13 protein-coding genes are annotated in these 11,909 nt (G+C 61.4%); 4 read left to right on the forward strand and 9 right to left on the reverse strand.

Annotated elements, in window-relative coordinates:
• Positions 1-21: 21 nt before the first annotated feature.
• Positions 22-594, forward strand: a complete 573-nt coding sequence (locus tag HU765_RS04885) for a xanthine phosphoribosyltransferase (RefSeq protein ID WP_186549710.1) — start codon at positions 22-24, stop codon at positions 592-594.
• 130 nt (positions 595-724) lie between these two features.
• Here the strand turns inward: HU765_RS04885 and HU765_RS04890 are convergent, their stop codons facing one another.
• The 6 genes from HU765_RS04890 to dadA form a co-directional block, all read right to left on the reverse strand.
• Complete coding sequence (locus HU765_RS04890) at positions 725-2,647, reverse strand: acetyl-CoA hydrolase/transferase family protein (protein ID WP_186619244.1); 1,923 nt, start codon at positions 2,645-2,647, stop codon at positions 725-727.
• Positions 2,648-2,783: 136 nt separating this feature from the next.
• Positions 2,784-3,197, reverse strand: coding sequence for a c-type cytochrome (locus tag HU765_RS04895; protein ID WP_186619336.1), 414 nt, complete (start codon positions 3,195-3,197; stop codon positions 2,784-2,786).
• A gap of 181 nt (positions 3,198-3,378) precedes the next feature.
• Complete coding sequence (locus tag HU765_RS04900) at positions 3,379-3,927, reverse strand: cupin domain-containing protein (RefSeq protein ID WP_166221791.1); 549 nt, start codon at positions 3,925-3,927, stop codon at positions 3,379-3,381.
• An 88-nt stretch (positions 3,928-4,015) separates the two neighbouring features.
• Complete coding sequence (gene alr, locus HU765_RS04905) at positions 4,016-5,089, reverse strand: alanine racemase (RefSeq protein WP_186619245.1); 1,074 nt, start codon at positions 5,087-5,089, stop codon at positions 4,016-4,018.
• Positions 5,090-5,183: 94 nt separating this feature from the next.
• The gene (locus tag HU765_RS04910; RefSeq protein WP_016772564.1) at positions 5,184-5,537 is read right to left on the reverse strand and encodes a RidA family protein; all 354 of its coding nucleotides are present in this window, start codon (positions 5,535-5,537) and stop codon (positions 5,184-5,186) included.
• Positions 5,509-6,813: a D-amino acid dehydrogenase gene (gene dadA / locus HU765_RS04915; RefSeq protein ID WP_186619246.1), complete on the reverse strand. Its 1,305-nt coding sequence runs from the start codon at positions 6,811-6,813 to the stop codon at positions 5,509-5,511. Before dadA ends, HU765_RS04910 begins: the two co-directional genes overlap by 29 nt.
• Positions 6,814-6,967: 154 nt before the next feature.
• Between dadA and HU765_RS04920 the strand changes: the two genes are divergently transcribed.
• Positions 6,968-7,456: an Lrp/AsnC ligand binding domain-containing protein gene (locus HU765_RS04920; protein WP_010465173.1), complete on the forward strand. Its 489-nt coding sequence runs from the start codon at positions 6,968-6,970 to the stop codon at positions 7,454-7,456.
• 112 nt (positions 7,457-7,568) lie between these two features.
• On the opposite strand, the gene HU765_RS04925 is transcribed toward HU765_RS04920, so the two are convergent.
• Positions 7,569-7,922: a YkgJ family cysteine cluster protein gene (locus HU765_RS04925; protein ID WP_186549723.1), complete on the reverse strand. Its 354-nt coding sequence runs from the start codon at positions 7,920-7,922 to the stop codon at positions 7,569-7,571.
• 146 nt (positions 7,923-8,068) lie between these two features.
• On the opposite strand from HU765_RS04925, the gene HU765_RS04930 reads away from it, so the two are divergent.
• Complete coding sequence (locus tag HU765_RS04930) at positions 8,069-9,379, forward strand: FAD-binding oxidoreductase (RefSeq protein WP_186619247.1); 1,311 nt, start codon at positions 8,069-8,071, stop codon at positions 9,377-9,379.
• Positions 9,380-9,498: 119 nt separating this feature from the next.
• Here HU765_RS04930 and HU765_RS04935 read toward each other — a convergent pair whose 3' ends face one another.
• Entirely contained in the window at positions 9,499-9,741 is a 243-nt protein-coding gene (locus HU765_RS04935) for a DUF1127 domain-containing protein (protein ID WP_186619248.1), read from the reverse strand.
• A 176-nt stretch (positions 9,742-9,917) separates the two neighbouring features.
• Between HU765_RS04935 and HU765_RS04940 the strand changes: the two genes are divergently transcribed.
• Positions 9,918-11,345 (forward strand): PLP-dependent aminotransferase family protein, encoded by a 1,428-nt coding sequence (locus HU765_RS04940; protein ID WP_186549729.1) that lies wholly within the window; start codon positions 9,918-9,920, stop codon positions 11,343-11,345.
• 12 nt (positions 11,346-11,357) lie between these two features.
• On the opposite strand, the gene HU765_RS04945 is transcribed toward HU765_RS04940, so the two are convergent.
• Complete coding sequence (locus HU765_RS04945; protein WP_186619249.1) at positions 11,358-11,900, reverse strand: hypothetical protein; 543 nt, start codon at positions 11,898-11,900, stop codon at positions 11,358-11,360.
• Between the last annotated feature and the right edge of the window lie 9 nt (positions 11,901-11,909).

Here is an 11,909-nt window from a genome sequence, read left to right on the forward strand (position 1 = left end):
GCGCTGAACGAGGACAGCTTCATGGAAGCACTGCACAAAAAAATCCGCGAAGAAGGCATCGTGCTTTCCGATCAGGTCCTGAAAGTCGACGCCTTTCTGAACCACCAGATCGACCCGGCCCTGATGAAGCTGATCGGCGACGAATTCGCCACGCTGTTCAAGGACTCGGGCATCACCAAGATCGTCACCATCGAAGCTTCAGGCATCGCCCCGGCGATCATGACCGGTCTGAACCTCGGCGTGCCGGTGATTTTCGCCCGCAAGCAGCAGTCCCTGACCCTGACGGAAAATCTGCTGTCGGCGACGGTCTACTCGTTCACCAAGAAGACCGAAAGCACCGTGGCGATTTCCCCGCGTCACCTGACCAGCAGCGACCGCGTGCTGATCATCGACGACTTCCTGGCCAACGGTAAGGCCTCGCAAGCGCTGATCTCGATCATCAAACAGGCCGGCGCCACCGTTGCCGGCCTGGGCATCGTCATCGAGAAATCGTTCCAGGGCGGCCGCGCCGAGCTGGACTCGCAGGGCTACCGCGTCGAGTCGCTGGCCCGGGTGAAATCGCTGAAGGATGGCGTCGTCACCTTCATCGAATAACCCGCACACCGCAGCCCCCCTGTAGGAGTGAGCCTGCTCGCGATAGCGTAGTGTCAGTCAATCATTTGGGTGACTGATGCACCGCGATCGCGAGCAGGCTCACTCCTACAGCTGGCTCTGGGGTGGTCAGTTATTGCGCGGTAGCTTTGAGGCCAGTGAGCAGCAAGCGCTGGAACAGTTCTTCTTTCAGGCCTTCCGGGTTTGTAAGCTGCATCCGCTCAAGATGTTCCGGAAACGCCGAGGCCTCCGGCGCGTCCAGCGCAGCCTTGCCCAGCTCCAGTATCTCGGTCAGCTTGAACTTGCTCTTCAGCCAGTTCAACGCTCGCAGCAGATCCCGTTCAATCGCGGTGAAATCACACCCCAGCGGATACTCTGGAAACAGGTTCGGATGCCGCGCGGCGATGGCTTGCAGACGTTGCGGTGTGTTGCCGGCGAAGCGCGGGTCGAGGCGGAAGTCCTTGGGCAGCTTGCCGACTTTCTGCGCCTGTTCGATCAGTCCCGGCTGGAAGCGTGAGTCGCTGATATTGAGCAGTGCTTCGATCACGGCCGCGTCAGACTTGCCGCGCAGGTCGGCGATGCCGTATTCGGTGATGACGATGTCACGCAGATGCCGCGGAATCGTGCAGTGGCCATATTCCCAGACGATGTTGGAACTGACGTCGCCGCCCGATTCGCGCCAGCTGCGCAGGATCAGCATGGACCGCGCGCCCTCCAGTGCATGGCCTTGGGCAACGAAGTTGTATTGTCCGCCGACGCCACTGAGTACGCGCCCGTCTTCGAGCTGATCGGCTACGCCGGCGCCGAGCAGGGTCATGGTGAACACGGTGTTGATGAAACGCGCATCGATGCGCTGCAAGCGCTTGAGTTGCTCCTGGCCGTACAGCTCGTTGATGTAGCTGATGCGGGTCATGTTGAATTCGCGCAGCTTGCTCTGCGGTAACTCACGCAGCCGCTCGTAGAAACTGCGCGGGCCGAGAAAGAAGCCACCGTGCACGGAAATACCGTCAGGCTGTGCGGCTTCGTCGAGGGTGCCGGCGTTGGCCTGCTCTTGGGTCGGCACGTCGGGGTAGACCTTGCGCCGAATGATCCCGGCATCCGCCAATACCAGCAGGCCGTTGACGAACATCTCGCTGCAGCCATACAAGCCTTTGGCGAAGGGCGCGGTACCGCCCTCGCGCTGGATCAATTGCGCCCACTGGCTGAGGTTTATGTCGTCGAGCAACGCCTGATACCCGACGTTATCGGCCTGGCGGGCAAGCAACGCGGCCGTCAACGCATCGCCCATCGAGCCGATGCCAATCTGCAATGTGCCGCCGTCGCGCACCAGCGTACTGGCGTGCAGACCAATGAAATGATCCTGAAGCCCCACCGGCATGTTCGGCGTGGAAAACAGCGTGCTGCTGTCCTTCGCATCGATCAGCAGATCGAAGGTGTCGATATCGACCTCGGCATCGCCGGGCATGTACGGCAGCTCGGTGTGTACCTGACCGACCAGCACAATGGTCTCGCCTGCTTCACGGCGCTTGGCGATCATCGGCAACAGATCGAGGGTGATGTCGGGGTTGCAGCTCAGGCTCAGGCGATCCGGGTGTTCGCTGCTGCTCGCCAGCAATTGCGCCACCAGGTTCAAACCCGCTGCGTTGATGTCGCGCGCGGCGTGGCTGTAATTGCTGCTGACGTAATCCTGCTGCGCCGGCGCGCTGTTGAGCAGGCTGCCGGGCTGCATGAAGAACTGTTCGATGCGAATGTTGGCAGGCAGGCTGTCGCGGTGCAGATCGGCGAGGAAATCGAACTCGGGGTAATCACCGAACACGCGCTCGACGAAGGGCTCGATCAAGCGTTTCTGCAAGCCGTCGCCCAGATTAGGCCGACCGAGGCACAGCGCCGTGTAGATCGTCAGCTGCCGCTCGGGCAGGTCTTTGATCCGCCGGTACAGCGCGTTGACGAAGTGATTGGGTTTACCCAGCCCCAGCGGCAGGCCCATGTGGATGTGCGCCGGCAACCGCGCCAGCACGTCGTCCACGGCCTGTTCGATCGAACACAACTGCACCATCTGAAGCCTCCCGCCCGTTCCGTTGATAGGGGTAGACCGAGATTGCCGCTACTTTGCTGCAAAGAACAGCCCGGTCGCAAAATAGCAGGTACAAAAAAACCGTCCGAAGACGGTTTTTTGTCGAGATAGCCGCCGATTACAGACCGGACATCTCTTTGATCGCGCCCTTGAGCTCTTCATCGGAGCAATCGGCGCAGGTGCCTTTAGGCGGCATGGCGTTGACCCCGGTGATGGCTTTGGCGAGGATGCCGTCCAGACCGCCCTGATCGTCGGCGCGCTCTTTCCAGGCGGCCTTGTCGCCGATTTTCGGCGCGCCCAGCAAGCCGGTACCGTGGCAAGCGTTGCAGTGCTTGGCGATCACGTCTTTAGGTGCCTTCGCACCACCGCCGCCGCCAGCCGTCGCGGCCACTTCCATGCCCTTGCATTCCTGCCCCTGAACACACACCTGGCCGACAGGCTCAAGGCGTTTGGCAATGTCGTCATTCGTCGCAGCTTGAGCGCTGACAGCCCACAGGGCCAGTACGGTTGCTGGTGCAGCCAGCATTTTCATAATTAGGTTCACGCGTTCACCCTCAATGGTGGCTATTCACGCCTGCGGCCACGGTTCGCAGGCGGGCGCAAGTATAGCGGGTAGCCCGCCACACTGAAACAACCCCATGGTTAAAGGGGTCTTGTTGCGCATCGGTGAAACGGTTCGGGTACCTGTGCCGTAATGGCCTGGCGCCTCTTGCTTAGAAATTCGCCGGCGTGGCTGCGCTGATTAGTCGCGCCGGCAAGTCGAACGGATTCCGGAAACGATGCGGCTTGGTACTTTCAAAATAGTAGCTGTCGCCTGCTTCGAGGATAAAAGTTTCCAGACCCACGACCAGTTCCAGTCGGCCTTCCACCAGAATCCCGGTTTCCTCGCCTTCGTGGGTGAGCATTTCTTCGCCGGTGTCGGCGCCCGGTGGGTAGATTTCATTGAGGAAAGCGATGGCGCGGCTCGGGTGCGCGCGGCCAACCAGTTTCATGGTCACGGCGCCGTCGGAGATGTCGATCAGCTCGTTGGCCTTGTAGACGATCTGGGTCGGTTTTTCCTGCAGGATCTCTTCGGAAAAGAATTCGACCATGGACATGGGAATGCCGCCCAGGACCTTCCTCAGCGAACTGATCGAAGGGCTGACGCTGTTCTTTTCGATCATCGAAATGGTGCTGTTGGTGACGCCCGCGCGTTTGGCGAGTTCACGCTGGGAAAGCCCTTTGAGCTTGCGGATCGATTGCAGTCGTTCACCGACGTCCAAGGCGGGAGCCTCCTGATGTTGTAAGAATATTGAGCGTTATCATGGCGACAGCGTTCAGTATTTACAACACTTGGCCCCCGTAGCGCCGTCAGCCCTCGGAATAGAGCCTTGGCACTCGGCGCAGGTTGCAGAAAATCTGGTAGGGGATGGTGTCGGCGCATTTCGCCACGTCGCTGGCGAGGATGTTTTTGCCCCACAACTCAACGGTCGAACCGAGGCCCGCTTCCGGCACGTCGGTGAGGTCGATGCACAGCATGTCCATCGACACCCGCCCCAGCAGACGGCTAAGTTTGCCGGCCACCAGCACTGGTGTGCCCGTTGGCGCCTGACGCGGATAGCCGTCGGCGTAACCCATGGCAACCACGCCGATGCGCATCGGCTTGTCGGTGATGAATCTGGCGCCATAGCCAATCGGTTCGCCGGCCGGCAGTTCGCGCACGCTGATGACTTTCGATTCCAGGGTCATCACCGGTTGCAGGCGTTCGGCGACAGCGTTGGCTTCTTCGAACGGTGTCGCGCCGTAGAGCATGATGCCCGGGCGCACCCAGTCGCTCTTGATCTCTGGCCAACCCAGCACGGCTGGCGAATTGCGCAGGCTGACCTCCGCGGCCAGGCCCTGACGCGCCGCCTCGAACACCGCCACCTGCTCGGCGCTGCTCTGCGCGTGCAGTTCATCGGCGCGGGCGAAATGACTCATCAGCACAATTTTCGCCACTTTGCCGCTGGCCAGCAGACGCTGGTACGCCGCCGGGTAATCTTTCGGATGCAGGCCGACTCGGTGCATGCCGGAGTCGAGCTTGAGCCACACGGTGAGCGGTTTGCTCAGCGCCGCCTGCTCGATCGCTTCGAGCTGCCACAGCGAATGCACCACGCACCACAAGTCATGCTCGACGATCAGCGCCAACTCGTCAGCCTCGAAGAAGCCTTCCAGCAGCAACACCGGCGATCGAATCCCGGCAGCGCGCAGCTCCAGCGCCTCTTCGATGCAAGCCACGGCAAAGCCATCCGCCTCGGCTTGCAGCGCCTGGGCGCAACGCACCGCGCCATGGCCGTAGGCGTCCGCCTTGATCACCGCGAGCGCCTTGGCGCCGGTGACTTCGCGGGCAATTCGGTAGTTGTGGCGCAGGGCTTGAAGGTCGATCAGGGCACGGGCAGGACGCATGGCGGCAGACTTCTAGGCGTTCATGGGAAGAAAAACCGGCGCCGCCTGACGAGGTGAACCGCCAACAGCGCCGGGAGAGGGATCTTTTGAAACGTTACGGCAGCGCGGCGACGATGGAGATCTCCACCAGAATGCTCGGCTTGGCCATCTTCGCTTCGACGGTGGCACGGGCCGGCGCGGCGCCTTTGGGCAGCCATTGATCCCACACGGCGTTCATCCCGGCAAAGTGCGCCTCGATGTCGTTCAGGTAAATGGTCGCCGACAGCAAATGCTGTTTGTCCGTCCCGGCCAGATCGAGCAGACGTTCGATGTTGGCAAGCACGTCACGGGTCTGCTGCTCAATCCCGGCGTCGAAGTCGTCGCCGACCTGCCCGGCCAGATACACGGTGCCGTTGTGGCTGACGATCTGACTCATGCGCTCATTGGTGAGCTGGCGCTGGATTGACATGTTTTGCGGACTCCTGGGTCTTGTTGCCGTAACGGGAAATATCGAGGCCTTCGGCACTGATCTGCGGCTTTTTCTTCGCCATCAGGTCGGCCAGCAAACGGCCGGAACCGCACGCCATGGTCCAGCCGAGCGTGCCGTGACCGGTGTTGAGGAAGAGGTTCTTGAACGGCGTGGCGCCAACGATTGGCGTGCCGTCCGGCGTGGTCGGACGCAGACCGGTCCAGAAACTCGCTTCGGCCAGATTGCCGCCCTGAGGATAAAGGTCGTTGACGATCATCTCCAGGGTTTCGCGCCGCCGCGGATTCAGCGACAGGTCAAAACCGGCAATTTCGGCCATGCCGCCGACGCGGATGCGGTTGTCGAAACGGGTGATCGCGACCTTGTAGGTCTCATCCAGAATGGTCGACGTCGGTGCCATGTCCGGGTTGGTGATTGGCACGGTCAACGAGTAACCCTTGAGTGGATAGACCGGAGCCTTGATGCCCAGCGGCTTGAGCAGTTGTGGCGAGTAGCTGCCAAGCGCGAGCACGTAGCGGTCGGCGGTTTCCAGCTTGCCGTCGATCCACACGCCGTTGATGCGATCACCGGCATGGTCGAGCTTCTGGATGTCCTGACCGAAACGGAATTCCACGCCCAGCTTGCGCGCCATTTCGGCGAGACGCGTGGTGAAGATCTGGCAGTCGCCAGTCTGGTCGTTCGGCAAGCGCAGGGCACCGGCGAGAATGTCGGTGACGCCGGCCAGCGCCGGCTCGACGCGAGCAATGCCGGCGCGGTCGAGGACTTCAAACGGCACGCCGGACTCTTTCAGCACAGCGATGTCTTTGGCGGCGTTGTCCAGTTGCGCCTGAGTGCGGAACAACTGTGTGGTGCCGAGGCTGCGGCCTTCGTAGGCAATACCGGTTTCGGCGCGCAATTCGTCAAGGCAGTCGCGGCTGTACTCGGACAGCCGCACCATGCGCTCCTTGTTCACCGCGTAACGGCTGGCGGTGCAGTTGCGCAGCATTTGCGCCATCCACAGGTATTGGTCGATGTCGGCAGTGGCCTTGATCGCGAGCGGCGCATGGCGTTGCAGCAGCCACTTGATGGCCTTGAGCGGCACACCCGGCGCGGCCCACGGCGAGGCGTAGCCCGGCGAGACCTGGCCGGCGTTGGCGAAACTGGTCTCCATGGCCGCGGCTGGCTGCCGGTCGACCACCACCACTTCAAACCCGGCACGGGCCAGATAGTAAGCACTGGCGGTACCGATGACGCCGCTACCCAAGACCATGACGCGCATTTTCAATCCCTCATCGCGGCTTTCCGCCGAGCTGTGTTGTTAGAGCAATGATGAGCGCAGTGTAAAAAAGAAATGCCAGTGCTTTTCACTATATAAGCGCCTATATTTGGCGACAATTCTCGGCAAAAACCCTTTTCACGGAGGCGCATCCCCTATGCGTACCAACACTCAGACCAAACGTGAGCTGGACAAGATCGACCGCAACATCTTGCGGATCCTGCAGGCGGACGGGCGAATCTCCTTCACCGAACTGGGGGAAAAGGTCGGCCTCTCGACCACGCCGTGCACCGAACGGGTTCGGCGCCTGGAGCGCGAGGGGATCATCATGGGCTACAACGCCCGGCTCAATCCCCAGCATCTGAAGGGTAGCCTGCTGGTGTTCGTCGAGATCAGCCTCGACTACAAATCCGGCGACACTTTCGAAGAGTTCCGACGCGCGGTGCTGAAATTGCCGCATGTGCTGGAATGCCATTTGGTATCAGGGGATTTCGACTATCTGGTGAAGGCGCGGATTTCCGAGATGGCTTCTTACCGCAAACTGCTTGGCGACATTCTTTTGAAACTGCCGCATGTGCGCGAATCCAAGAGCTATATCGTGATGGAAGAGGTGAAAGAGAGCCTGTGTCTGCCGATTCCGGATTGAAATTCGGCGGCGCCCCCTTCGAGCAGGCTCGCTCCCACAGGGGAACGCATTTCAAGGTGGGAGCGAGCCTGCTCGCGAATGGGGTCGACTCGGTCTGACGTGAACGCAACCGCTAAACCAACACCTGCCGATTCGCCGCCATATATTCGAAAATCTGCTGCTCCACCCGCGGATGAATCAACTCCACCGGCCGCCGCTCGTTCGGGCATGGCAAGGTCTTGGTCGTGCCGAACAACCGGCAGATCAACGGCCGCTCTTCATAGACCGTGCAGCCGTTCGGCCCCAGATGCACACAGTTGAGTTCTTCCATCGCGGCATCCTGCTCGGCGCGGGTCTTGCGCGGCAGGCGGGCCATTTCTTCCGGCGAGGTGGTCACCGGGCCGCAGCAGTCGTGGCAGCCGGGGACGCACTCGAACGAGGGAATCTGCTGACGCAGGGCGCGGATTTTCTGGCTGTTGCAGCTCATCGAAACGGTGACCGAATGGGAACAGGCGACAATTGTGCCGCAAAAGCCGCGATGCAGACACCGCAGGCCAGCCGGGTTGCCGTCTTTCGGGCGAGCGGCTTATGCTCCGTCAAATTTTCTCGACACTCAGCCGTTGGATGATGCCCATGACCGCCCGCGCCCAGACCACCGCGAGCCAACCCCACGTTGCCTCTTACTACGCCGCCAGCAGCCTGCCGCAGCCTGACCATCCGGTATTGCACGGTGAGGTAGTGGCCGATGTCTGCGTGGTCGGCGGCGGCTTTTCCGGGCTGAACACGGCACTGGAACTGGCCGAGCGTGGTTTGAATGTGGTCCTGCTGGAAGCGCACAAGATCGGTTGGGGCGCCAGCGGGCGCAACGGCGGGCAACTGATTCGCGGGGTCGGCCATGGTCTCGATCAGTTCGCCAATGTCATCGGTGCCGAGGGCGTGCGCACGATGAAACTCATGGGCCTTGAGGCCGTGGAAATCGTCCGCCAGCGCATCGAGCGTTTCCAGATTGCCTGCGACCTGACCTGGGGCTATTGCGACCTCGCCAACAAGCCCTCCGACCTCGAAGGTTTTGCCGAAGACGCCGAGGAACTGCGCAGCCTCGGCTATCGCCATGAAACCCGTTTGTTGCAAGCCGATGAGATGCACACCGTGGTCGGTTCCACGCGCTACGCTGGCGGCTTGATCGACATGGGTTCGGGGCATCTGCATCCACTGAACCTGGCCTTGGGCGAAGCGGCAGCGGCGCAGCAGTTCGGGGTAAAACTCTTCGAACATTCGGCGGTGACGCGCATCGATTACGGCCCGCAAGTGAAGGTACATACAGCGCAAGGCTCGGTGCGGGCGAAGACGCTGGTGCTGGGCTGCAACGCTTACCTCAATGAACTCAATCCGCAACTCAGTGGCAAAGTTCTGCCGGCCGGCAGCTACATCATCGCCACTGAACCGTTGAGCGATGATCTGGCGCACAGCCTGCTACCGCAGAACATGGCGGTGTGCGACCAGCGGGTGGCGCTGGATTACTACCGGCTCTCGGCGGATCGGCGCTTGCTGTTTGGCGGCGCGTGTCATTACTCAGGGCGCGATCCGAAAGATATTGCCGGGTACATGCGGCCGAAAATGCTTGAGGTTTTTCCGCAGCTCGCTGGGGTGAAGATCGATTATCAATGGGGCGGCATGATCGGCATCGGCGCCAACCGTTTGCCGCAGATTGGCCGGCTCGCTGACCAGCCGAACGTGTATTACGCCCAGGCCTATTCCGGGCACGGGGTGAATGCCACGCACCTGGCCGGCAAGTTGCTGGCCGAAGCGATCAGCGGGCAACACAGTGGTGGCTTTGATCTGTTTGCCAAGGTGCCGCACATCACCTTCCCCGGTGGCAAGCATTTGCGCTCGCCGTTGCTGGCGTTGGGGATGTTATGGCATCGGATGAAAGAGTTAGTCTGACAGAGTTGCGGTGGCTTTAAGGGCCCTATCGCGAGCAGGCTCACTCCTACAGTTGAAAACGCATCTCCCCTGTAGGAGTGAGCCTGCTCGCGATGAGGCCTGCATTAACGATACAGATCTCAGATCCGCCAGAACGGCTTCAGCCCTTCCTCCCGCGCCTGCTCCCGGGTCAGCCCGACATCCTTGAGCTGCTCCGGCGTCAGCGTCAACAAGGCCTTGCGCGTGTGCCGACGATGCCAGAACAGACCCCAGAGGCTCAGGCCGGACGGCGCGCTGCGCATCAGATTGCGCGCATCGTTGCGCTGCCCTGCCGCCAGTTCCTGACTGTGTAACGTCAGCCGCACATCGCTCAAGCCGTTCATTTTCGTTGCTCCTGTTTACTTGGGTAGCCAGAGATTCCATGATGCGCGGGCGAGCAAAACCATTACAGACGCAAACAAACTGTATTAACCCCATACAGATTTGCCGATTTGCAGACTGAATGATCGATTTTTGCCGCATCTGTATTGGTTTTAAGCCAACCCGCACCGAGGCAGTGATGACTCTGTATGTAAACCTCGCCGAATTGCTCGGCACCCGCATCGAACAAGGCTTCTATCGCCCAGGCGACCGCTTGCCGTCGGTGCGAGCCTTGAGCGTCGAACATGGCGTCAGCCTAAGCACGGTGCAGCAGGCCTATCGCATGCTCGAAGACAGCGGCCTGGCCACGCCAAAACCCAAGTCGGGCTACTTTGTGCCGGTCGGTCGCGAACTGCCGGAACTACCGGCCATTGGCCGCCCGGCGCAGCGGCCGGTGGAGATTTCGCAGTGGGATCAGGTACTGGAATTGATCCGCGCCGTCCCGCGCAAGGACGTCGTGCAGTTGGGTCGCGGCATGCCCGATGTCGGTTCGCCGACCATGAAGCCGCTTTTGCGCGGTCTGGCACGGATCAGTCGCCGGCAGGACATGCCCGGTCTGTATTACGACAACATCCACGGCAATCTCGAACTGCGTGAACAGATCGCGCGCCTGATGCTCGATTCCGGTTGCCAGTTGAGCGCCAGCGAGCTGGTCATCACCACCGGTTGTCACGAAGCGCTGTCCACCAGCATTCACGCGATCTGCGAGCCGGGCGACATCGTCGCGGTGGATTCGCCGAGTTTTCACGGCGCCATGCAGACGCTGAAGGGGCTGGGCATGAAAGCCCTGGAAATCCCCACCGATCCCCTCACCGGCATCAGCCTCGAAGCGCTGGAACTGGCGCTCGAGCAGTGGCCGATCAAAGTCATTCAGCTCACGCCGAACTGCAACAACCCGCTCGGCTACATCATGCCCGAGTCGCGCAAACGCGCCCTGCTCAACCTGGCGCAGCGCTTCGACGTGGCGATCATCGAAGACGATGTGTACGGCGAACTGGCCTACACCTACCCGCGGCCACGCACGATCAAATCGTTCGACGAAGACGGCCGGGTGCTGTTGTGCAGTTCGTTTTCCAAAACCCTGGCGCCGGGGCTGCGCATCGGTTGGGTCGCGCCGGGGCGATACCTCGAACGCGTGCTGCACATGAAATACATCAGCACCGGATCGACCGCGCCGCAACCGCAGATTGCCATCGCCGAATTCATCAAGGCCGGGCACTTCGAACCGCACTTGCGGCGCATGCGCATGCAGTACCAGCGCAATCGCGACGCGATGATCGACTGGGTCACCCGCTATTTTCCCGCCGGCACCCGCGCCAGCCGTCCGCAGGGCAGCTTCATGCTGTGGGTGGAACTGCCGGAAGGCTTCGACACCCTGAAACTCAATCGCGCGCTGCACGACCAGGGCGTACAGATTGCTGTCGGCAGCATCTTTTCCGCTTCGGGCAAGTACCGTAATTGCCTGCGCATGAACTACGCGGCGAAACCGACAGCACAGATCGAAGAAGCCGTGCGCAAGGTGGGCGCAGCGGCGATCAAGCTGCTTGCCGAGAACCCCGCCTTCTGACGCCGGAACGCCTCAGCGCAGGACAAACTTCAGTTCGCTGTCGAACCGGGTCAGGTCACTGACCCGCGTGTCGGCTGACGCAACGCCGGCCTCAAACTCCAGCTCGATTTCCATGCGCTGGCCTTCAACGCCTGCGTCCGCAATCGCTGGCACCAGGCGAACGCCCGGGCGCCAGACGCGCGCATCGGGTTCGTCTCCCTGTCCTTCGCCGAGCCATTGCACCGCTTTGCCATCGAGCCGCACCGCCAGCACCCGCACCTGAAGCGTTCCGGCGCCGAAGCGGTAATGCCCGGCGTCGGCTGCCGCACCCACCAGCTCCAGACGCATCAAGCGGCTCCGCTCGCACTGGACATGAGCCTGGGCCCGCCGCAGACCAAAACTCAACGGGTCACTGTGCACTGATTGCGCCAGCAATTGCCCGCGCGTCGTCGAGCCAAAATCGATGGCTGCCGGGCCGAGCCTGACCGTGCATTCGGCGTGCGCCGGCGCTGGAAAAACGAACATCAGCAAGCTCAACGACAACCCGCTCAACGCAACGGCTTTCAATCCTCGCATGGTGCTTTT

The sequence above is a fragment of the Pseudomonas sp. SWRI81 genome, assembly GCF_014268545.1.
Taxonomy (GTDB): Bacteria; Pseudomonadota; Gammaproteobacteria; order Pseudomonadales; family Pseudomonadaceae; genus Aquipseudomonas; species Aquipseudomonas hamedanensis.